Raw genomic sequence first — 20,859 nt, 5'->3', positions numbered from 1 at the left:
ACCCACCCCCGGCCACGCGGTGTCCCGGCGACAATATTCAGGTGAACATGCTGATCCGAACCGCACTACGGGTCCTGGCCGTCCTGGTCGTCGCGATGATGGGATCCGCCACCGCAGATGCCGCGCCGACACCACCGGGCACCGCGCCCGGTCCGGTGTGCGCATGGCAGTTCATGACCGATTCCTCCGTGCGCAATGTGGCGTTCCCAGACGTCAACGCCACGTACTGGGTGATGCCGTACGTCCTCGGAGCCGGCGATTCCCTGACCCTGACCGGGCAGTATCCCGAGGCCAGATACTTCTCCCTGAACACCTACGGCACCAACCTCGACACCGTCGACACATTGCGAGATGACCAGATCAGACCGGATCCCGGGAGTTCGAACCCCTACGTCGCCGGCGGGCCGTCGTCGCCCGGCCGGAGCTGGCAGGCGACGGTGGTCAATCGGGAGGCCGATCACTCACGCAACGAGATCCGCGGCCTGCCGCCGGCCGGTGGGCAGCGAGTTCCCGTGGGCTTCATCATCATCCGCATCTATGTCCCCGACGATCCGGGCTCACCCAACGGGAGCGTGGCACTCCCCACCGTGACGATGCATCTCGGTGGCGCGACGATCCCGCTGAGCCCGTGCGCCGTCCCCGACGGCTCGAGGAACGACTCCCGGCCGGGGGCCGGGATCTTGAATCGGGTGTTCGAGGGTGCTGCCGCAGACGCAGTTCCGCCCGGAACGCCGGAGGCAACCTTCGTCAACCCGACCACAACGGCCGGTCTCTTCCCGAACGGCGACACCAAGTACTTGACCGCGGGGCTGACCTACCGCCCGGGCCGGGTTGCCGTGATCCGCGGAAAAGCACCGTCGTTCCCGAACACGCGCGCAGGCGTCGCGCCCGGTGAACCCGGTGCGGCGCTGCGGTATTGGTCGATGTGCCAGAACGACAAAGTGGCGCCTTTTCCAGTGGTCGCCTGCGCTGCCGACTACCGGACCGGCCTCGACGCCGACGGTTACTACACCTATGTCATCGCCGCGCCGTCCGACTTGGCCGCGACCGCCGACCCGGCGGTGACCGTCATCCCCTGGGGCGACACCGCGGTGCCGAACAAGGTGGTCATCCTGCGGAACATGCTGCCGTCACCGGCCTTCTACCCGTACTCGGTGCAGGCCTCCCAGGATGCGGACACCGATCCGGCAGCGACGATGGGTGCGTACTACCCGCGGGCGATCTACTGCGAGGTGTCCGTGCTGGAGAATCTCGGCTGGCAGGGTTGCTACCACCACAAATAAAACCGAGCCCGCGTGTGCGGGCTCGGTTCCAGGGATTGATTGTGGTCCCGGCTGGGATCGAACCAGCGACCTTCCCGGTGTGAACGGGACGCTCTTCCACTGAGCCACGGGACCAGATTGTCTTGACCGGAATCCTTCGGTCGCGACCGGACGACATTAACACGATCACCCCGGCGTGACCCAAATCGGCCCACTCAACCCCAACTCCCCCATCGGCACCACGCGAAACGTGGACTTCTGACGGCTCTACACCGCAAATATCGCCCTGACCAGACGATTTGTGACTTTGCGGGCACGTCCGATAATGTTCACATCGTTGCCAGAGCGGATCGCCCCGAGCGGGAGATTCCGAGACTGGTGGCGAAATGCGGATGTAGCGCAGCTGGTAGCGCATCACCTTGCCAAGGTGAGGGTCGCGGGTTCGAATCCCGTCATCCGCTCGGAGATAGTTTTCACTGTGGCGGTGTGGCCGAGTGGTGAGGCAACGGCCTGCAAAGCCGTGCACACGGGTTCGATTCCCGTCGCCGCCTCCACGAAGTTCAAGGCTTACAACTCAACAAGATCTAGCGCGATTAGCTCAGCGGGAGAGCGCTTCCCTGACACGGAAGAGGTCACAGGTTCAATCCCTGTATCGCGCACCATAGTTCGACAGGAACAACCCGGCCCAGGCTGGGTTTTTTCTGTGTCCGGGTCGATCCACCAGCATCAGGAAGCACCATGAACGACACTCGCGATCGCGACGCCCTCCGCTACACGCTCGACTGGGTCAGCAGTAACCACTACCCGCTGAGCGGCAGCGACGTGCTGATCGCGCTTCTCCCGATCACGCGCCAAATCAGCGATCTGTCACAGCGCGAGCAGGCCCTGCACGACGCAGCACGGCGGATCAGCATCGGTTCGCCGGTCCTGGTCTGACGGGAGACCCCCGAACACCTTCCCAAAACACTTCCCCACACCGAGCCGCCGATGCGGCTCGGTCTTTTTGTGCATTCATCGGCTGAATTCACTTGACTGCCGCTCAAACCAGTGTTTGAGTGATAGTCAAATGAAAACGACCCGCACCTACATCCAATCCGGCCGCGCCGAGACAAAGGTCGCCACGCGAGCCCGGATCATCGCCGCCGCGAAGGACCTCTTCCTGGAAAAGGCTTTCGAGGATGTGACGCTCGTCTCGATCGCCAAGGCGTCCGGCGTCTCACACCAGACCGTGCTCAACCACTTCGAATCCAAGACCGGTGTGGTTCTCGGTGTCGCCGAGCTGATGGCCGAGCAGACCACCGCTGCCCGTTACGCCGCGCAGCCCGGAGACGTCAGCGGCACCATCTGCGCGCTGGTCGGCGAGTACGAGGTGATGGGCGATGCCAACGTCCGCTGGGCGATGTCCGCAGATCGCTTTCCCGAGCTGGCAGCCGAGATGGACAAGGCACGTGCCTTTCACCAGGAATGGTTGGCGGCGATGTTCGGCGATGAGCTGCCCACCGAAAGATCGGATCGCGAACAGATGGTGCATGCGCTGCACGCGGCCACCGACGTCTACGTCTGGAAGCTGCTCCGGCGAGATCTTCGGCTCAGCCGTGCCGAAACCGAGAAGACCATGACCGACCTGGTGGTCGGTGTACTGAAAGGACCCCGGACATGAATGCTCGCACGTATCTTTTTGCGCTGGTCGACGGCGGCGGCACCGTGCCGCCGGAACTCGGTGCGGCCCGACGGCTCCTCGAACGTGGCCATCACGTCACGATTCTCGGCGAGGACTCGATGGAATTGGACGTCCGGGCGACCGGTGCCGCCTTTGTGCCGTGGACCACCGCACCCAACCGCGCCTCCCGGCGCCCCGAGGACGATCCGTACCGGGACTGGGAATGCTCCAATCCCCTGGCGCTGTTCGCCCGGCTCCTCGATCGGCAACTGGTCGGCCCGGCGCCGGGCTATGCGAAGGACATGACCGCCGCCATCGACACGGTGAAACCAGACCTGGCGGTCTGCTCGTTCTTTGCGATCGGAGCGATGGTCGCGGCGCAGGCCCGCGAGGTTCCGTTCGACGTGTTCTTCCCCAACATGTATCTACTGCCCGCCGACGGGATGCCGCCGATCGGCCTGGGCCTGAAGCCGGCGCGCAATCCGCTGGCCCGGGTGCGCGATCGCGCTGTCCGCTCACTGACGCAGCGTCAGTGGAACAAGGGTGTTCCGGCGCTGAACGCCTTGCGCGCGTCGTATGGCCTGGCTCCGGTACGGGAACTCTTCGATCAACTGAGGTCGGCCCGCAAGCATCTAGTCCTCACCTCGGCCGAGTTCGATTTCCCTGCCAGGCTTCCGAATCACGTCCGTTATGTCGGGGCCGTCCTCGACGATCCGGCGTGGGCCACCGGCACCGCCTGGACGCCTCCCCCCGGCGAGGATCCCCTGGTCCTGGTGGCCCTGTCATCGACATTTCAGGATCAGGTGGCCTGTCTACAGCGGGTCATCGACGCGCTCGCGCAGATGCCGGTTCGTGGCTATGTGACCACCGGACCCGCGATCGATCCCGCGGCGCTCGATGCACCCGACAACGTCACCGTGGTCGCGGCCGCACCACATTCGCAGGTTCTGCCGCACGCTCACGCCGTGATCACCCACGCCGGCCACGGAACGGTTGTCCGGGCGCTGGCCGCAGGAATACCGATCCTGAGCCTGCCCCACGGACGGGACCAGGCCGACAACGCCGTCCGCGTCAGCACCCGAGGGGCCGGAATCACGCTGTCCCGCAACGCAACACCACAGAAGATCGTCGCCGCCACAGCGCGCCTCCTCGACGATCCCACCTACGCCGCGGCGGCCACCGAACTCGGCGCGATCATCAACCGCGATGCCGCGTCCGGCGCACTCGTCCACGAGCTCGAGGAGATCGGCGTCACCGGAACCGTCGACTCCGGGACGCGGCGTGATGAACTGAAGGTATGCCCGAGACCGATGCGGCAGCGATCCTGACCGCACTTGCATCAGATGCCGAGGAGCTCGCGGCCGTGGCGGCCGTGACCTTCCCTCTCGCCTGCCCGCCGGAACTCACCATCGCCGACATCGAGCACTTCGTGGCCGACAACCTCACCGCCGACCATTTCCGGGCCTTCATCGCGAATCCCACACATCACGTGTTCAAGGCGGTCGACCCGGCGACGTCGTCGATCGCCGGCTACGCGCTGGTGATCGACGAAGAACCCACCGATCCCGATGTGCTCGCCGCGATCACCACGCGCCCGCTCACGATGGTGTCGAAAATGTATGTGCTGCCCGGCTTTCACGGCCGGCACGCCTCGACCGGGCTCATGTCCGCGGCACTGGGCCATGCCGCAGGGGTGGGTAGCGAACTGGTCTGGCTCGGCGTCAACCAGAAGAACCCACGCGCCCAGCGGTTCTACCAGAAGATGGGCTTTGAGGTAGTGGGCCACAAGACGTTTCAGGTCAACGACTCGGTGTGCAACGACTTCATCTACGCGCGGACACCCAGAGACGACACGACCAGAGACGATACGACCTGAGCGTCAGGGCCGTTCACCTCGGGCCGCCTTCTCGACGATCGAGGTGATGCGCTTCGTCTTGGTCTCGGGTTGTTTGGCCATTGCGATCTGCGTCAGCCCGAACTTCCGCACGCTGGGCGGGAACCCGTCCCAGTTGCGGCGCGCCGCCGGATCGGCATCGAGCGCGGTCGCCAGTTCCGCCGACTCGATGAGCGCCTCGGCGTCGTCGAGAAGGTTCCACAGGCCCCTGGCCTTGGCATCGTCGATCACGGTCTGGCCCGGCGGCCGCATCCGGCCCTCCTCGATGAGATCGGCGACCCGCGCCTTGTTCGATGCCGCCCACATGCTGTTGCGTCCCCTGCGGGTGAACCACATTCCACGACGGTCGTCGTCGATGGCTCGTGTGTGGCCATCGATCCACCCCCAGCAGAGTGCCTCTCGGACGGCACCGTCGTAGTCGAGGGGCGTTTTGCCGGAGTCCTTGCGCCAGAACACAAGCCACACCCCAGTTGAGGTGTCGTGGTTGGCCGCGAGCCACCGGCTCCACTCTTCCAGATCAGTGGGATGCAGGTGTGGCGCGTCGGGATCAGCCATCCGACCAGCCTACGGCCGCGGCGATCCAGCCCGGATCGACTCGCTGACAGCTATCTGGTTTCGGCGAACCGCGACAGTGCCAGCAGACGTGAGGTCGCCCGGAGATACTTCTTGCGGTAACCGCCGTGGAGCATCTCCTCGGTGAAGATCTCATCGAGCTTCGAGCCCGAGACCATCAGCGGCGTGCCCGCGTCGTACAGACGGTCGGCAAGCACGACGATCCGCAGCGCCACCGTTTGATCGGCGGCCGGATGGACACCGGAGACACAGGCGAGGCTGACACCTTCGACCAGTGCCTTGTACTTCGACGGATGCAGCTTGGCCAGATGGGCACACAGCTCGTCGAAGTCGTCGAGGGTGGCGTTCGGGGTGTTGGCCGCCAGCGTCTCGAGTTCGGCAAGGGTGTTCGGATCGGGCGCCGGCGGCAGGTCGCGATGCCGGTAGTCGGGGCCGTCGACGCGGACGGCCTCGAAGACCGCCGACAGCTTCTTGATCTCGCGGAGGAAGTCCTGGGCGGCGAAGCGGCCCTCACCGAGCTGACCCGGCAGAGTGTTCGAGGTGGCGACGATCGAGACGCCCTTGGCGGACAGCTCGGTCAACAGCCGCGAGACGAGCATCGTGTCGCCGGGATCGTCGAGCTCGAACTCGTCGATACAGAGAACCGAATGCTCCGACAACCGTTCGAGGGCGCTGACAAATCCCAGCGCACCGACCACGTGCGTCACCTCGACGAAGGTCGCGAACGCCTTGGGTTCGGGCATCGAGTGATAGATCGACGCCAACAGGTGGGTCTTGCCGACACCGAATCCGCCGTCGAGGTAGAGGCCGAGACCGGCCTGCGGCGCGGATTTGCGGCCGAACAAGCCTTTCTTGCCACCCTTGACCTTCTTGGCGCGCTCCACGAAGTTGCGGGCAGCGGCGACCGCCTGAGCCTGGCTGGGCTCGTTCGGGTCGGGGATGTAGGAGTCGAAACTGACCTCGTCGAACATCGACGGCGGGACCATCTCACCGATGAGGGCCTCGGATGCCACCTGCGGCGTACGGTCGCTCAGACGTGCTTGCATGTCGAGAGCCTAGCCAGCGGATAAGAATGGTTTCGTGCACCCATTGACGAAAGCGACCCAGCTCACAGGCCGGGCCTCGACGACAGACCTCGACAACGGTGCTCTCGCGGACCTGTACGCCTATCCCCCGGCCCCTGCCGGCGGTGTGGTGTTGCGTGCGAACATGGTCGGTTCGATCGACGGTGCGGCGACCGTCGACGGCCTGTCCGGAGGGCTGGGCGGCGACGGCGACCACCGGGTGTTCATGGTTCTGCGCGGGTTGGCCGACGTGGTGCTGGTGGGGGCGCGAACCGCGATCGCCGAGGGTTATGGGCCGGTGCGGCCCAACTCCGACCTCGCCGGCCATCGCGCCGCACTGGGTCAATCTCCGACCGCGTCGCTGGCATTGGTGAGCAGTTCGCTCAACATCCCCGCCGGCAACCCGCTCATCACCGACGCCGGCACAGAGATCCTCACCTGCCGAAATTCTCCGGCCGAGGCGCGGGCCCGCCTGCTCGACGCCGGTGCCACGCTGGTCGACTGCGGTACCGACAGCGTTGATCTGGCGATGGTCGGCGTCCACCTGGCCGGCAGCGGCCGATCGCGTGTGCTCTGCGAAGGCGGGCCATCGCTGCTCGGGACACTGCTCGAACACGACCTGCTCGACGAACTGTGCGTCACGGTCGCACCAATGCTCACAGCCGGGGATGCCAAGCACCTGACCGCGGGCGCCTCGACCGCACGGCGGATGCGACGGGCACACATCCTCGCCGACGACGAGGACTACCTGTACGTGCGCTGGGTGCGCGATCAGCGATGACTCCGCGCGCCAGTACCCTCGCCATCATGCGCCGTCCCACCGTGATCCGCTGCCGGTTCCACCTGTGCGCGCTTGCCATGGCGGTGACGATCGGCACCCTCGCCGGTTGTACCGCCGGCCCGGACCCGGGCCCCGATCTGGTGATCAAGCAGGACGGTGCCGGCGGGCAGCCACCGTCCACCGCCGCCGCCCCGCCACCGCTGGAAGTACCGGCCACCGACCTCGAGTGGTCCGACTGCACCGACGAGACCGTCGCCCGCTTCGGTGTCGCCGCGCTGCCCGCCGGGATCACGCTCGATTGCGCCGAGTACGCGAACTCGGTCACGCCGGGTGTGCAGGCCGTCGAAACAATCACGGTGTCGGCAGTTCGGGCACGATCGTCGGCAACACCGGCCGGCGCGCCGCCGCTGGTCCTGACGTCGGGCACCGACCTCGCCTCGGCCCGAACCCTGGTCTCGCTGGCCTCCGGTGGCGGCGCGGCTCTGCTGGCCGGCAATCCGGTGGTCTCCATCGACCGGCGAGGTACCGGCGAGTCGACGCCGCTCGACTGCATGACCACCCTCGAACGCAACACTTTGCTGTCGAACGGTTTCGGTCAGGCGGCAAACGACAATGCCGAACGCGAACGCCGCATCGTCGCGGCGGGCGCCTCGGCATCCGACGGCTGCACCGAGACGCTGAGCCCCCACCAGGTGCAGTTCACCACCAACAACGCCGCCGCCGACCTCGAGGAACTACGGGTTCTGTGGGGCGTCGAGCACCTCGGGATCATCGGAGTCGGCAACGGTGCCGCCGTGGCCCTGGCCTACGCGGGTCTCTACACGGACCATGTCGCCCGCCTGATCCTCGACACACCCGCGCCCTACGGCGCCAACGCGCAAACCTCCGCGCAGCAGATCGCGGACGGAACCAATGCCGCCCTGCGCACCTTCTCCGACCAGTGCCGGGCGCTGAGTTGCTCACTCGGCGCCGATCCCGCGGCCACCATCGCCGGATTGCTCGAGCGCGCCCGGGCCGGCGACGTCGGCGGGCTCTCCGACACCGACATCCTCCTCGCGCTGACGACCACCATCGCGCTGACATCCGGTGACCGGCCGGACGTCATCCGGACCACCGCGGACATGCTGAGCAAAGCCGACGACGGCACCCTCGGCCCGTTGCGGGCGGCGATCGAGCAGGCCCGGCTCCTGCGCGGCAGCGATGGCCAGCTGCTGTCCCGCTGCAACGACACCACCGAACCGGTCGGGCAGAACCAGGTCGCTGACCTGGTCACCCAGTGGAGTCAGCAGTACCCGCTGACCGGGAGCAATGCGGCGCTCGGCCTCCTGCGGTGCAGTGGTTTCCCGTCCGGAGACGCCACCCCCACTCTCGGAGAGCTACCGGTACCCGTTCTGGTGCTGCGAGGTGGCGGTGACCCGATCAACGGACCCGTCGCAACCGACGGCGTCAACGGCGCCCTGGTGGGCGCCGGCGCGGAGTTCTCGATGCTGACCTGGGAAGGACTCGGATACTCGGTGCTCTCCCATTCCGACTGCGCAGGCAAGGCGGCAATTGCGTACAGCCTCTCCGGAGAGCCCCCGACGACAGGCGCATGTCCGGCTTGAGCGCTGTGTCGGCCACCGCCACCCACAGTCGTCGTAGTACGGTTCGGCAGTGCCGACTTATGACACCCGCGCCGAGGACCACGTGACGACCAGCCCTGCGGCGATCCGTGATCGGCTTCTGTTCCCGCAGGTCGACATGGGTCGCATCCTCACGATGGTGCTCTGGCCGGCGTCCATCCTGATGATCATCCAGCGGTCGTTGATCCTGGGTGTCAACGGCGACCGGACCGACGACTTCTCGCCGGTGTACCGGGCCGCGCTGGCATTCCTGCGCAACGAGCCCGTCTACACCGAGAACTACAACACGGTCGATCCGCACTACCTGTATCCCCCGTCCGGCACCATGCTGATGGCACCGCTGGGATACCTCGACCCGGAGAGCGCCCGATGGTTGTTCATCTTCGTCTCGGTGGTCGTGCTGGTGGTCTGCGCCCTCCTGATCACCCGGATGTTCGGGTATTCGTGGCGTTCACCGGTGATGCCGGTCGTGCTGTTCGTGTTCTTCCTGTCCGAGAGCGTCGCCCACACACTCATCTTCGTGAACTTCAATTCCTTTGTGCTGCTCGGAGAATTGCTGTTCATGACGTGGGCACTCAAGCGCAAGGATCTGTGGGCCGGCATCCCGCTGGGAATCACCATCGCGGTGAAACCGGTTCTGGCCGTGCTGCTTCTGCTGCCCCTGCTGAATCGTCAGTGGAAGGTGTTCGTCGGTGCGATCGGCATGCCGATCCTGCTGACCGCCATGGCGTGGCCGTTGTCGGCGGATCCGATGGACTTCTTCACCCGCACGGCGCCGTACCTGTTCGAAGCCCGTGACTACTACAACAGTTCGATCGTCGGCAATGGCGCCTACTTCGGATTGCAGACCTGGCTGGTCGTGCTGATGCGGATCGCCTTCGTGGCGATGGCGGCCTTCAGTCTGTGGTTCCTGTACCGCTACTACCGCAAGACCGATGAACTGCTGTGGCTGGCAACGTCATCCGGCGTCCTGCTGTGCACGTCGTGGCTGGTCGGTTCCCTCGGTCAGGGGTACTACTCGATGCTGCTGTTCCCGCTGGTGATGACCGTGTTCCTGAGCGGTTCGACCATCCGGAACTGGCCGGCCTGGCTGGGCATCTACGGCTGCTTCACCTTCGACGTGTACTACTCGGTCCGATGGGAAGCGTTCGGCCGTGCCGTCGAATACGGCAAGGTCACCTGGGGCTGGTCGTTGCTGATGATCGCCGTGTTCTGTTCACTGCTCTTCCGGTACCTCGACATCCGGAAGAGAGATCAACCAGTCAAGGCAGAACTGCCCGGCTGACGCACTCGCATCAAACGAGCCGGATATACGAAGACGAGCCGCGAATATGTGGCTCGTCTTCGTATATCCGGCTCGTTTGGGTGTGCCGTCCGATCAGGGCAGGGAGGCGATGAGCTTGTCGACCTCGACCCGCGGTCCGGTGTAGAACGGGGTCTCCTCGCGCACATGCATGCGCGCCTCGGTGGCCCGCAGATCACGCATCAGGTCGACGATCCGGTGCAATTCGGGTGCCTCGAACGCCAGCAGCCACTCGTAGTCGCCGAGGGCGAACGACGACACCGTGTTGGCGCGTACATCCTTGTAGCCGCGGGCTTCCTTGCCGTGATCGGCGAGCATCTTGCGGCGCTCGGCGTCGGGCAGCAGGTACCACTCATACGACCGCACAAACGGGTATACGCAGATGTACTTGCCCGGCTCCTCGCCGGCGAGGAACGCCGGGACGTGACTCTTGTTGAACTCGGCCGGACGGTGCAATGCCACATTGCTCCACACCGCGGTGCTGGCCTTGCCCAGGATGGTGGTGCGACGGAAGTCGGCGTAGGCCGACTGGATCTGCTCCACCTCTTCCGAATGCCACCAGATCATGAAGTCGGCATCAGCCCGCAGGCCGGCGACGTCATAGAGACCGCGCACGACCACGCCGCGCTCGGTCAGCGAATCGAAGAACTTCGTGGCGTCTGCGATCGCCTCGGTGCGGTCGTCGCCCAGTTCCCCGGGACGAACCGAAAAGACCGAGAACATCAGATAGCGGACAGTGGCATTGATTTCGGCGTAATCCAGACGGGTCATGGATCTCATACTGCCACCCACCGGCGGCGTCGCTGCAGCCCAGGGGGCCGATGCCGGAGGTCAGTCGGTCAGGTCGGCGACGAGCTGGCGGGCAGCACGCTCGGCCCGGCCGACACAGGCCGGAACGCCCACCCCGTTGTACGTCGCGCCGGCCAGCGCGAGTCCCCGCGGGCGTCCGGAATCCAGCTCGGCGACCAGGTCGGCGTGCCCGGTGCCATACCGCGGCAGGCCCGCAGGCCACCGCTGCACCACCGCGTCGACCGGTGTGAGGCCGCCGCGACCACCCCAGATCCCGATGACGGTGGACAGGTCGCTGGTTGCCCAGTCGATCAGCTGATCGTCGTCGATGTCGGAGACCGGCGCACCGAACCGGCCAAATGACGCGCGGACGAGCGCACCGTTGCCGGCCAGGTGCGGCCACTTCTGACTGCTGAACGTGAAGGCCTTGGCCCGCACCACGGTCTCGTCACTGGCGACGAGCACCCCGGACAACTCCGGAAGTACCACGTCCGGGCCGAATGCCATTGCCACGACCGCAGATCCGGAGATGTCGACGCCGGACAGCGGCCGGGCGACGCCGGGTTCGGAGTCCAGCACGCGGGCGGCAGCGGGTGCGGTGAGCGCACAGACCACGCCGTCGTAGGCGGTGCCGTCGACCAGCCACCCCTCGTCACCGCGACGGATGTCGGTGACGATCGTCCCGGTGTGCGTCGTGGCGGCGGACCGTTCGACGAGCGTGTCGACGAGTTCCTGATATCCCCCGGCCATCGCACCGAAGATCGGCCCGTCACCCGACGCGGCTCCGATCAGGTCGGCCACCGCAGCGGTGAGACTGGAAGACCCGACGTCGAGCCGCGCGGCCAGCGCGGGTAGTACCGCCCGCAGGCCCAGGTCGTCGGCGCGCGCCGAGTAGACGCCGGAGAGCATCGGATCGACACTGCGGTCGACGACCGAACGGCCGAATCGCTCGGCGACCAGACCGCCGATGGACACGTCCTGACCGGGGATCCATTCGAGTGGCCGCCGGGGTTCATCGGTCATCAACGCCAGATCGGCGGGTTCGGCGAGATGCGCGACCACGGCCGGATCCGCGGGAATGCCCATGAGTGTGGGCCGGGCCATCGGTTCCAGAGCCCCGCGGGCGAGGATCCGGGGACCCAATGTGCCCGGGTGCACCATGCGCGATGCGATGCCGAGCTCGGTCAGCAACGCGGGGACCTCGGGGCGACGAACCAGGAACGCCTCGGCGCCGACATCGAGCTGCGTGCCCGCCAGGTCGACGCCCTTGAGGGTGCCGCCGAGGCGGTCGGTGGCCTCATAGAGGTCGATGACAGCGGTCTGACCGAGCAATGCCCGCAGGCGATACGCGGCACTCAGTCCCGAGATACCGCCACCGATCACCGCCAGCCGCAGTGCATTCACAGCGAATGCACCAGCTCCACCACCCGCGTCAGCATCGTCGGATCAGTCGTCGGCAGCACACCGTGGCCGAGGTTGAAGATGTGGCCGATGGCCCCGGCCGCCACCGCGGCGTCGGCTTCGGCGGCGATACGACGGACATGGGTCGCCACCACCTCCCAGGGCGCGAACAGCAACGCCGGATCGAGGTTGCCCTGCAGTGCTTTGCCCGGGCCGACCCGGCGGGCGGCCTCGTCGAGCGGGATCCGCCAGTCGACGCCGACCACGTCGGCGCCGGCCGTGCCCATGTCGTGCAGCAACTCACCGGTTCCGACACCGAAGTGGATACGCGGCACGTCGTATGACGCCAGTTCGGCGAACACCCGAGCCGAATGCGGACGGGCAAACGTGCGGTAGTCGGTGACCGACAGTGCTCCGGCCCAGGAGTCGAACAGCTGAATCGCGTCGACACCGGCCTCGAGCTGCACCTTCAGGAAGGCGATCGTGATGTCGGCGAGCTTGCCCACCAGTTCGTGCCAGACCTCGGGTGCCGAATACATCAGCGCCTTGGTGTTCTCGTAATTGCGGCTCGGTCCACCCTCGACCAGGTACGACGCCAGGGTGAACGGCGCTCCGGCGAAACCGATCAGAGCGGTGTCACCGAGCTCGGCCTTGAGGAGTTTGACCGCGGTCGACACCGCACCCACCGCCTCCGGCGTGAGCATCGGCAACGCCTGCACATCGGCGTGGGTCCGCACCGGATTGGCGATCACCGGACCGACACCGGCCACGATGTCGAGGTCGACGCCGGCGGCCTTGAGCGGAACCACGATGTCGGAGAACAGGATCGCCCCGTCGACGCCATGACGGCGGACCGGTTGCATCGTGATCTCGCAGACGAGCTCCGGATCGAAGCAGGCCTCGAGCATCCCGCGTCCGGCGCGGATCTCACGGTATTCGGGTAGCGAGCGACCGGCTTGGCGCATGAACCACACGGGACGGTGATCCGGGACCTGCCCACGGGCAGCTGCTACCAGCGGAGAGACTGTGCGAGCATCATGTTCAGACATCACCTCCACATGCTGCCATGTGATGCTCGGCGCGCCTCCGCTGCGTCCGACCTGATCGGCCCTACGGTCGAGCAGTGACCACATCCGGAGCCTCGACCGAGCCTGCGGTCTTCCGCAGCGCAATCGAATCGATGCATGCGGCCAAGGTCCGGTCGGAGATCGAACTCGGCAGCATACGGCCACCACAGCGACTTGCGCCCTACAGCTACGCCGTCGGTGCAGAAGTGACCCAGCCCGACGACGGCGACATCGCAACAGATTCCGACGGGACCGCATTCGGCCGATTGATCCTGCTCTACGACCCCGACGGCCATGAGGCCTGGAACGGCACGATGCGTCTGGTGGCATTCATCCAGGCCGAGGTCGAAGCCGTACTGGCCAGCGATCCCCTGCTGCCGGAGGTCGCCTGGAGCTGGCTGACCGAATCGCTCGAGAAGTCCGACACCGTGGCAGTGACTGCACTGGGTGGCACCGTCACCTCGACGACATCGGTGCGCTACGGCGACATCGCCGGACCGCCGCGGGCGCATCAACTCGAGTTGCGCGCATCGTGGACGGCCACCAACGACACCCTCAGCGGCCACGTCGAAGCATTCTGCAATGTGCTGTCACACGCCGCGGGCCTCCCGCCGACCGGTGTGACACGGCTCGGGTTCGCCGAAGCGTGACCGATCCCGAAACCCCCGAGCCGCCGTCACCCGACCCGGCGGCCGAACCCGAGCGACCCCCGGCGATTCCGCTGACATCACCGGCCGACGGTGTACCACCGGTCCTGACAACGCCGCAGGAGTTCGCCGACGCCGCGCGCCGGCTCTCCGAGGGGACCGGACCGATCGCACTCGACACCGAGCGCGCGTCGGGCTTTCGCTACTCGGGCCGCGCCTATCTGATCCAGATCCGGCGGACCGGTAGTGGTTCCATGCTGATCGATCCGATCGACCATCCCGAGGCACTCGGCCCGGTGACCGACGTCCTCGACGGGCCCGAGTGGATCCTGCATGCCGCCGATCAGGATCTGCCGTGCCTGAAGGAGCTGAACTTCCGGTGTGCGGCGCTCTACGACACCGAACTCGCCGGACGACTCGCGGGCATCCCCAAGGTGAACCTGGCCGCCATGGTCGAGCACTTCCTCGGCCTCGGTCTGGTCAAAGGTCATGGCGCCGCGGATTGGTCCAGCCGCCCACTGCCCGCCGAATGGCTGAACTACGCGGCACTCGATGTCGAAGTCCTGATCGAGCTACGCGACGCGGTGCAGGCAACGCTGGTCGAGGCCGGTAAAGACACCTGGGCCGCACAGGAATTCGCGGCCATCCTGGCTCGTCCCGAACCCGCACCCCGACAGGATCGCTGGCGGCGGGTCTCGAAGATCCACACGATCAAGTCGCCGCGGACACTGGCCGCGGTGCAGCAACTCTGGAACACGCGAGAGGAACTGGCCCGCAAACGCGATGTCGCGCCCGGGCGGATCCTTCCGGACTCGGCGATCGTCGCGGCCGCGGTCGCGGACCCGAAAACGCTGGACGAGTTGTACAAACTGCCGGTCTTCGGTGGGCCCCGCCAGCGCCGGCAGGCCGGCCGGTGGATGGCGGCCCTCGACACCGCACGCAATCTCCCCGACAGCGAGCTCCCCTCGCGGCGTCCACCGACCACGGGCCTCCCGCCGGTCAACCGGTGGGAAGGCAAAGAGCCCGAGGCCGCGGCCCGCTACACGGCCGTCCGCGCCGGATTGACCGCGCTGTCGGAGCAGGTGACCGTGCCGGTGGAGAACCTGTTGCTCCCCGAGTTGGTACGCCAACTGTGTTGGGAGGGACTGGATTCCCCGTCGACCGACGCGGTGGCGGAGCGATTGACCGCCGGTGGTGCACGTCCGTGGCAGGTCGAGCTGACGTCGCCGGTGATCGCCGAGGCGCTCAGTCAGATCCCGCCCGAATAGGTTCGCGCTAGCTGACGTCGTTGAAGTCTTCTTCGTCGGCGCTCGACAACGGCGCCTGCATGCTCGAGACCATGGCGGTGATGGCACGTGCGACGTCTTGTGCGGTCAAGCCGAGCTCGTCGAGCAACTGACCCCGGGACGCATGTGCCAGGAAGCGCTGCTCGATGCCCACATCGCGCACCGGTGTCGAAATACCTTCGGCTCGAAGCTTTTCCGACACCGACGAGCCGATACCGCCGTGCACTCCGCCGTCTTCGATCGTCACAACCAGTCGGTGTGTCTGTGCCAGTTCGGCAATCGACGCGGGGACCGGGAGCACCCAGCGCGGGTCCACCACGGTGGTGCCGATTCCCTGCTGTGCCAGCCGGGCAGCGGTGTCCAACGCCAACGACGCAAAGGGCCCGACCGCGACGATCAGCACATCGCAGGTCTCACCGCGGGCGGGGCGGCCCAGCACATCGGTGCCGTCGGCCAGTCGTTCCACAGCCCGGATATCTTCCGGGACTGCGCCTTTCGGGAACCGTAGCGCGGTGGGTCCGTCGTTGATCTCCAGCGCCTCGGCGAGTTCTTCACGCAACCGCACCGAATCGCGCGGCGCGGCCACCCGCATGCCGGGCACGATCGCCATCAGCGACAGATCCCACATGCCGTTGTGGCTCGGACCATCGGGGCCGGTCACACCGGCCCGGTCGAGAACCAGCGTCACCGGCTGCTTCAGCAGTGCGACATCCATGAGCAACTGGTCGAAAGCCCGGTTGAGGAAGGTCGAGTAGATGGCGACCACGGGGTGCAGGCCACCGAGCGCAAGACCGGCGGCCGAGGTCAGCGCATGCTGTTCGGCGATACCGACATCGAACATCCGGTCCGGGAATCGGTCCCCGAACGCGGACAGTCCGGTGGGACCCGGCATGGCCGCGGTGATCGCGACGATGTCCTCGCGGTTGCTGCCCGCCTCCACCAGTGCGGCCGAGAAGACCGAGGTCCAGTCCGGCGCCGACACGCTGGTCGACTTGCCGGTCTCGGGATCGATGATGCCGGTCGCGTGCATCCGGTCGGCGATGTTGTTCTCGGCGTGGTGATAGCCGTTGCCCTTGCGGGTGACGGTGTGCACGATGACCGAACCACCGAACGACTTCGCCCGGCGGAGCGCATTTTCCAGCGCTTCCTGGTCGTGTCCGTCGACCGGGCCGACGTACTTGATACCGAGGTCGGTGAACATCGCCTGCGGTGACAGTGCGTCTTTGATGCCGGTCTTCAGACCGTGCAGCGCGGCATAGGCGATCTGGCCGAGCAGCGGAAGTTTCAGTACCGCGCGACGACTCTCGTCGAGCACCCGCTCGTAGCCCGGCTGCAATCGCAGCCCGGTCAGGTGCCGGGCGAAGCCGCCGATGGTCGGCGCATAGGACCGGCCGTTGTCGTTGACGACGATGACCACGGGACGATCGCCCGCGGCGATGTTGTTGAGGGCCTCCCAGCACATGCCGCCGGTGAGTGCCCCGTCGCCGACCACGGCCACGACGTGGCGGTCCTGCTTGCTCAATTCGAAGGCCTTGGCCAGGCCGTCGGCATAGGACAGCGCTGCCGACGCGTGTGACGACTCGATCCAGTCGTGCTCGCTCTCGGCACGTTCCTGGTAGCCGGTCAGTCCGCCGCGCTGCCGCAGGGTGTCGAAGCCGTCTTTGCGGCCGGTGACGATCTTGTGGACGTAGCACTGATGGCCGGTGTCGAAGAGCACAGCGTCGTGGGGTGAGTCGAAGACCCGGTGGATCGCCAGGGTGGTCTCGACGACACCGAGGTTGGGTCCGAGATGGCCACCGGTGGCCGAGACCTTCGCAATCAGGAACCCACGGATCTCCGCGGCCAGATCATGCGCCTGCGCAACGGACAGTTCGCGCAGGTCTGCAGGCGAATTGACCGAATCCAGCACGCTCATCCAACATCCTTTCGATGGCCACTCACAGCGGGATCACACGCTCCGCCGACCCGTGTCACCGGGCTGCGGCGACACGTGACTTACCAGTCTACGGATTCTTCGAGACCGCCAGCAGTAGGGATTGGTGCGACGGCAGGGTTTGGTTACGACGCCGCCGGTGTTCCGGGGCGCAACAACGCCACCGCTTCGAGGTGGTGGGTCAAGGGGAACGCGTCGAAGCCGAGCAGGGTGTCGACCTCGTATCCCCCACGCCGGTAATCCGCGAGATCACGGGCGAAGGTTGCCGGGTCGCAGCCGACCGCGATGACGGCCGACGGCTCGGCCGCCGTGATCCGTTCGACGACTTCCCGGCCGGCACCCGATCGCGGCGGGTCGACGATCACGACGTCGGGCGACGGCAGATCGGCAACTGCTGCCATCACGCTCGCGTGATGGACGTGGACGCGGTGGTCGTCGGCGAAGGTGAGGTCGGCAGCGGCCGTCGCGCCGCGGTCTGCCTCGACGATGTGTACGCGGGCGGTACCCCACGACTCGTCGTTCTCGTCCAGCACGGCCCCGGCGAGCACACCGGCCCCGCCGTACAGATCCCACGCCACCATCGAGCGCGGCAGGTCCGCGGACCGCAGCAGCGTCCGCACGGTGTCGCTGTAGCCCGATGCCGCGAAGCGATGGGCCTGCCAGAAGCCGGTCACGGGCACTTCCCACGTGCGTCCACCGACCGTGCGACGGACTGTCTGTTCGCCCGCGAGCAACACCTCACGGCGCGGCGTCGAACGCTGGGCCCGCTGTTGCTGCGTCCGGCGCCGGCCGGAATGGGGTCGCTTGCCGCGCCCACCCCGATGCGGTTCTGCCGCGGCGGCGATGTGGACGATGTGCCGACGGCCGTCGTCGCCGACGGTGAGCATCAGTTCGGAGCCCGGTTCGAGATCGCCGAACTCGTCGAGGCCGTCGACCATCCCCGCAACCGGCTGCGCACAGTCCAGGCGTGGGAGCACCGAATGTGATTGGTATCCCCGAACTCCGGGACGCCCCCGGGCATCGACGAAGAGGCGTTCACGGACGCGCCAGCCGGTCTCGGGAGCAGCCGTGGCGTCGGGGTCGAGTGAGACCACCTCGCCGTCCCACTCGATGCCGCCCATCCTGCCGAGCAGTTCGGTGAGCACCTGCGATTTCAGCTCGCGGGCGTGAGCGCCGGTGGTGTGTGAGAGATCGCAGCACCCGGCTCCGGCACCGCCGGCGAACACCGGGGCACCCACCGGGCAGACCGCGTCGATGCGGTGCGGTGAGGCCTGCAGGATCTCGCGGATCTCGGCGCGGCAGAAGCCCTTACCCCGGTCCTCGGTCACCACCACCCGCAGCGTCTCGCCCGGCAGCGCGTGGCGGATGAACACGACCCGGCCGTCGTGACGACCGACCCCGATACCGCCGTGACCGAAACGGTCCACGGTGATCTCGAATTCGTTTCCCAGCCAACCGTTTCCGGCTCCCTCTGAGTCTTGAGTGGGTGCTGAGCCGGTCACTACGAACCTGTTTTCTCTGGAGGGGTCGAGCTGGTGGGCATCGAGCCGACGCCGCGACGGGTGTCGCCCGGTGCGACGTACGTGCGGTCGCGTTTGCGCCGATCGGAGGAACTGAGCTGCCAGGGCACAGAGGTCACCATCACACCGGGTTCGAACAGCAGACGGCCCTTGAGTCGCAGCGCCGACTGGTTGTGCAAGATCTGTTCCCACCAGTGACCGACCACGTATTCGGGGATGAACACGGTCACCACATCGCGGGGTGATTCACGCCGCAGGCGGCGGACGTATTCGATGACCGGACGGGTCACCTCACGGTAGGGCGAGGCGATCACCTTGAGCGGAACGGTGATATCACTGTCGTCCCACTGCACCACGAGCTTTCGGGTGTCCCGGTCGTCCACGTTCACCGTGATGGCCTCGAGGGTGTCGGGACGGGTGGCGCGGGCGAAGGCCAGGGCCCGACGGGTCGGCAGATGCAGCGTCGAGACAAGCACGATCGAGTGGGTGCGGCTCGGCAGCACGGCCTCATAGTCGGAATTGTCCAGCTCGGCCTGCACCGACGCATAGTGCCGGTGGATGAGCTTCATGAGCCCGAAGATCGCCAGCATCGCCAGGATCGCAATCCAGGCTCCGGCAAGGAACTTGGTGATGAGCACGATGACCAGGACCGATCCGGTCATCGCCAGCCCGATGGCGTTGATGAACCGCGAACGGACCATCCGGGTCCGGGCGCGGGGATCCTTTTCGGACTTGAGGTGCCGGGTCCAGTGCCGCACCATGCCGATCTGGCTGAGGGTGAACGACACGAAGACACCGACGATGTAGAGCTGGATCAGTGTGGTGACCTCGGCTCCGAAGGCAACGATGAAGGCGAGGGCGGCCACGGCCAGGAACACGATGCCGTTGGAGAACGCCAGTCGATCACCGCGAGTGTGCAGCTGCCGGGGCAAGTACCTGTCCTGGGCGAGCACCGATCCGAGGACCGGGAACCCGTTGAATGCAGTGTTGGCGGCCAGCACCAAGATCAGCGCGGTGACCACCGTCACGAAGTAAAAGCCCAGACTGAATCCGCCGAACACCGCGTGGGCCAATTGGGCGACAAGCGTTTTCTGCTCGTAGCCCGCGGGGGCGCCGATCAGATCCTTGGCCGGATCGGACACGTACTTCACACCGATTTCATTGGCCAGCAGGATGATCCCCATCAGCATGGCGATCGAGATCGAGCCCAGCAGCAGCAGTGTCGTGGCCGCGTTTCGTGACTTCGGCTTCTGGAAAGCGGGCACACCGTTGGAGATGGCCTCGACGCCGGTCAGTGCGGCACAGCCGGACGAAAAAGCGCGTGCGACAAGGAATACGAAGGCCAGCCCGACGAGGTGGCTGTCCTCGGCCTTGATCTCATAGCCCGCCGTCTCCGACTGGAGATCGTCACCGAAGATGAAGATGCGGATGAATCCCCAGATCAGCATCGCAATGATGCCGAAGATGAATGCATAGGTCGGAATCGCGAAGGCCGTGCCCGATTCCCGGAGACCACGCAGGTTGATCGCCGTCAATATGATGACGGCGATCACACAGAACCACACCTTGTGTTGGTGGACGATCGGCACCGCAGATCCGACGTTCTCGGCAGCCGAGGCAATCGATACTGCAACGGTGAGTACGTAATCGACCAGCAGGGCACTGCCGACGGTCAGGCCCGCGGTGGGCCCGAGGTTGGTGGTGGCGACCTCGTAGTCACCGCCTCCGGACGGATAGGCGTGCACATTCTGCCGGTAACTCGCGACCACGACGGCCATCACGACCGCCACGGCGAGCCCGATCCACGGCGTGTATGTATAGGCCGACAGCCCGGCGACCGACAGCACCAGGAAGATCTCTTGCGGCGCATAGGCAACCGACGACATCGCGTCCGAGGCGAACACGGGTAGCGCGATCCGCTTGGGCAACAGCGTGTGACCGAGTTTGTCGCTGCGGAATGGACGCCCGAGCAAAAGCCGCTTTGTCGCCGTTGAGGCCTTTGACACGTTGGACACCAGGCAACAATAGGGCCTGCGATGGCGTAAGGCCACGGCGGT

18 protein-coding genes and 4 tRNA genes are annotated in these 20,859 nt (G+C 66.4%); 13 read left to right on the top strand and 9 right to left on the bottom strand.

Annotated features, from left to right (window positions below; genetic code table 11):
• Nucleotides 1-47: 47 nt before the first annotated feature.
• Nucleotides 48-1,283 carry a hypothetical protein gene (locus H290_RS0114120; protein WP_020107459.1) on the top strand — a complete coding sequence of 412 codons (1,236 nt, stop codon included), beginning with the start codon at nucleotides 48-50 and terminating at the stop codon, nucleotides 1,281-1,283.
• Between the two features lie 42 nt (nucleotides 1,284-1,325).
• Here the strand turns inward: H290_RS0114120 and H290_RS0114115 are convergent.
• A tRNA-Val gene (locus H290_RS0114115) sits at nucleotides 1,326-1,397 on the bottom strand.
• A gap of 253 nt (nucleotides 1,398-1,650) precedes the next feature.
• On the opposite strand from H290_RS0114115, the gene H290_RS0114110 reads away from it, so the two are divergent.
• From H290_RS0114110 to H290_RS0114080, 7 genes are all read left to right on the top strand, one after another.
• A tRNA-Gly gene (locus tag H290_RS0114110) sits at nucleotides 1,651-1,723 on the top strand.
• Between the two features lie 19 nt (nucleotides 1,724-1,742).
• Nucleotides 1,743-1,816 (top strand) — tRNA-Cys (locus tag H290_RS0114105).
• Between the two features lie 33 nt (nucleotides 1,817-1,849).
• Nucleotides 1,850-1,924, top strand: a tRNA-Val gene (locus H290_RS0114100).
• A gap of 76 nt (nucleotides 1,925-2,000) precedes the next feature.
• Entirely contained in the window at nucleotides 2,001-2,198 is a 198-nt protein-coding gene (locus tag H290_RS0114095) for a hypothetical protein (RefSeq protein ID WP_020107458.1), read from the top strand.
• A gap of 130 nt (nucleotides 2,199-2,328) precedes the next feature.
• Nucleotides 2,329-2,922, top strand: coding sequence for a TetR/AcrR family transcriptional regulator (locus H290_RS0114090; protein ID WP_020107457.1), 594 nt, complete (start codon nucleotides 2,329-2,331; stop codon nucleotides 2,920-2,922).
• Nucleotides 2,919-4,250 (top strand): glycosyltransferase, encoded by a 1,332-nt coding sequence (locus H290_RS0114085; protein WP_020107456.1) that lies wholly within the window; start codon nucleotides 2,919-2,921, stop codon nucleotides 4,248-4,250. The genes H290_RS0114090 and H290_RS0114085 overlap by 4 nt, the downstream gene beginning before the upstream one ends.
• A complete protein-coding gene (locus H290_RS0114080; protein WP_020107455.1) occupies nucleotides 4,220-4,798 on the top strand; it encodes a GNAT family N-acetyltransferase in 579 nt (192 codons plus the stop codon). The genes H290_RS0114085 and H290_RS0114080 overlap by 31 nt, the downstream gene beginning before the upstream one ends.
• Nucleotides 4,799-4,801: 3 nt before the next feature.
• Here H290_RS0114080 and H290_RS0114075 read toward each other — a convergent pair whose 3' ends face one another.
• Entirely contained in the window at nucleotides 4,802-5,371 is a 570-nt protein-coding gene (locus H290_RS0114075) for a YdeI family protein (protein WP_020107454.1), read from the bottom strand.
• Nucleotides 5,372-5,421: 50 nt separating this feature from the next.
• Nucleotides 5,422-6,435, bottom strand: coding sequence for a cell division protein ZapE (gene zapE, locus H290_RS0114070; RefSeq protein ID WP_020107453.1), 1,014 nt, complete (start codon nucleotides 6,433-6,435; stop codon nucleotides 5,422-5,424).
• 34 nt (nucleotides 6,436-6,469) lie between these two features.
• On the opposite strand from zapE, the gene H290_RS0114065 reads away from it, so the two are divergent.
• The 3 genes from H290_RS0114065 to H290_RS0114055 all read left to right on the top strand — a co-directional run bounded on the left by H290_RS0114065 (nucleotide 6,470) and on the right by H290_RS0114055 (nucleotide 10,141).
• Complete coding sequence (locus H290_RS0114065; RefSeq protein ID WP_020107452.1) at nucleotides 6,470-7,234, top strand: dihydrofolate reductase family protein; 765 nt, start codon at nucleotides 6,470-6,472, stop codon at nucleotides 7,232-7,234.
• Between the two features lie 26 nt (nucleotides 7,235-7,260).
• Nucleotides 7,261-8,838 carry an alpha/beta hydrolase gene (locus H290_RS0114060; protein ID WP_051122008.1) on the top strand — a complete coding sequence of 526 codons (1,578 nt, stop codon included), beginning with the start codon at nucleotides 7,261-7,263 and terminating at the stop codon, nucleotides 8,836-8,838.
• A 136-nt stretch (nucleotides 8,839-8,974) separates the two neighbouring features.
• Nucleotides 8,975-10,141, top strand: coding sequence for a glycosyltransferase family 87 protein (locus tag H290_RS0114055; protein WP_051122049.1), 1,167 nt, complete (start codon nucleotides 8,975-8,977; stop codon nucleotides 10,139-10,141).
• Between the two features lie 93 nt (nucleotides 10,142-10,234).
• Here the strand turns inward: H290_RS0114055 and hemQ are convergent, their stop codons facing one another.
• From hemQ to hemE, 3 genes are read right to left on the bottom strand one after another with little or no spacing between them, the layout of a single operon-like run.
• Nucleotides 10,235-10,930, bottom strand: coding sequence for a hydrogen peroxide-dependent heme synthase (hemQ, locus tag H290_RS0114050; RefSeq protein WP_020107449.1), 696 nt, complete (start codon nucleotides 10,928-10,930; stop codon nucleotides 10,235-10,237).
• A 60-nt stretch (nucleotides 10,931-10,990) separates the two neighbouring features.
• The gene (gene hemG, locus H290_RS0114045) at nucleotides 10,991-12,352 is read right to left on the bottom strand and encodes a protoporphyrinogen oxidase (protein ID WP_020107448.1); all 1,362 of its coding nucleotides are present in this window, start codon (nucleotides 12,350-12,352) and stop codon (nucleotides 10,991-10,993) included.
• The gene (gene hemE, locus H290_RS0114040) at nucleotides 12,349-13,398 is read right to left on the bottom strand and encodes a uroporphyrinogen decarboxylase (protein WP_028463179.1); all 1,050 of its coding nucleotides are present in this window, start codon (nucleotides 13,396-13,398) and stop codon (nucleotides 12,349-12,351) included. The genes hemG and hemE overlap by 4 nt, the downstream gene beginning before the upstream one ends.
• 74 nt (nucleotides 13,399-13,472) lie before the next feature.
• On the opposite strand from hemE, the gene H290_RS0114035 reads away from it, so the two are divergent.
• Together H290_RS0114035 and H290_RS0114030 are read left to right on the top strand one after the other, a co-directional pair.
• Nucleotides 13,473-14,066, top strand: a complete 594-nt coding sequence (locus H290_RS0114035; protein WP_020107446.1) for a DUF3000 domain-containing protein — start codon at nucleotides 13,473-13,475, stop codon at nucleotides 14,064-14,066.
• Nucleotides 14,063-15,331 (top strand): HRDC domain-containing protein, encoded by a 1,269-nt coding sequence (locus tag H290_RS0114030; protein ID WP_020107445.1) that lies wholly within the window; start codon nucleotides 14,063-14,065, stop codon nucleotides 15,329-15,331. The genes H290_RS0114035 and H290_RS0114030 overlap by 4 nt, the downstream gene beginning before the upstream one ends.
• A gap of 7 nt (nucleotides 15,332-15,338) precedes the next feature.
• Here the strand turns inward: H290_RS0114030 and dxs are convergent, their stop codons facing one another.
• From dxs to H290_RS28605, 3 genes are all read right to left on the bottom strand, one after another.
• On the bottom strand, nucleotides 15,339-17,264 hold the full coding sequence (gene dxs, locus H290_RS0114025; protein WP_020107444.1) for a 1-deoxy-D-xylulose-5-phosphate synthase: 1,926 nt from the start codon (nucleotides 17,262-17,264) through the stop codon (nucleotides 15,339-15,341).
• A 143-nt stretch (nucleotides 17,265-17,407) separates the two neighbouring features.
• Complete coding sequence (locus tag H290_RS0114020) at nucleotides 17,408-18,784, bottom strand: class I SAM-dependent RNA methyltransferase (protein ID WP_020107443.1); 1,377 nt, start codon at nucleotides 18,782-18,784, stop codon at nucleotides 17,408-17,410.
• Nucleotides 18,784-20,817: an APC family permease gene (locus H290_RS28605; protein WP_020107442.1), complete on the bottom strand. Its 2,034-nt coding sequence runs from the start codon at nucleotides 20,815-20,817 to the stop codon at nucleotides 18,784-18,786. The genes H290_RS0114020 and H290_RS28605 overlap by 1 nt, the downstream gene beginning before the upstream one ends.
• Nucleotides 20,818-20,859 lie beyond the last annotated feature (42 nt).

The sequence above is a fragment of the Nocardia sp. 348MFTsu5.1 genome, assembly GCF_000383535.1.
Taxonomy (GTDB): domain Bacteria; phylum Actinomycetota; class Actinomycetes; order Mycobacteriales; family Mycobacteriaceae; genus Williamsia; species Williamsia faeni.
The sequence above is the reverse complement of the archived record's forward strand: the minus strand, read 5'-3'. Positions and strand labels throughout refer to the sequence as shown.

Coding starts and splice junctions, on each gene's coding strand:
- zapE (WP_020107453.1), bottom strand. CDS start 6,435: ATGCAAGCACGTCTGAGCGACCGTACGCCGCAGGTGGCATCCGAGGCC.
- H290_RS0114095 (WP_020107458.1), top strand. CDS start 2,001: ATGAACGACACTCGCGATCGCGACGCCCTCCGCTACACGCTCGACTGG.
- H290_RS0114055 (WP_051122049.1), top strand. CDS start 8,975: ATGGGTCGCATCCTCACGATGGTGCTCTGGCCGGCGTCCATCCTGATG.
- H290_RS0114120 (WP_020107459.1), top strand. CDS start 48: ATGCTGATCCGAACCGCACTACGGGTCCTGGCCGTCCTGGTCGTCGCG.
- H290_RS0114080 (WP_020107455.1), top strand. CDS start 4,220: ATGCCCGAGACCGATGCGGCAGCGATCCTGACCGCACTTGCATCAGAT.
- H290_RS0114090 (WP_020107457.1), top strand. CDS start 2,329: ATGAAAACGACCCGCACCTACATCCAATCCGGCCGCGCCGAGACAAAG.
- hemE (WP_028463179.1), bottom strand. CDS start 13,398: ATGTCTGAACATGATGCTCGCACAGTCTCTCCGCTGGTAGCAGCTGCC.
- H290_RS0114075 (WP_020107454.1), bottom strand. CDS start 5,371: ATGGCTGATCCCGACGCGCCACACCTGCATCCCACTGATCTGGAAGAG.
- hemQ (WP_020107449.1), bottom strand. CDS start 10,930: ATGACCCGTCTGGATTACGCCGAAATCAATGCCACTGTCCGCTATCTG.
- H290_RS0114085 (WP_020107456.1), top strand. CDS start 2,919: ATGAATGCTCGCACGTATCTTTTTGCGCTGGTCGACGGCGGCGGCACC.
- H290_RS0114060 (WP_051122008.1), top strand. CDS start 7,261: ATGCGCCGTCCCACCGTGATCCGCTGCCGGTTCCACCTGTGCGCGCTT.
- dxs (WP_020107444.1), bottom strand. CDS start 17,264: ATGAGCGTGCTGGATTCGGTCAATTCGCCTGCAGACCTGCGCGAACTG.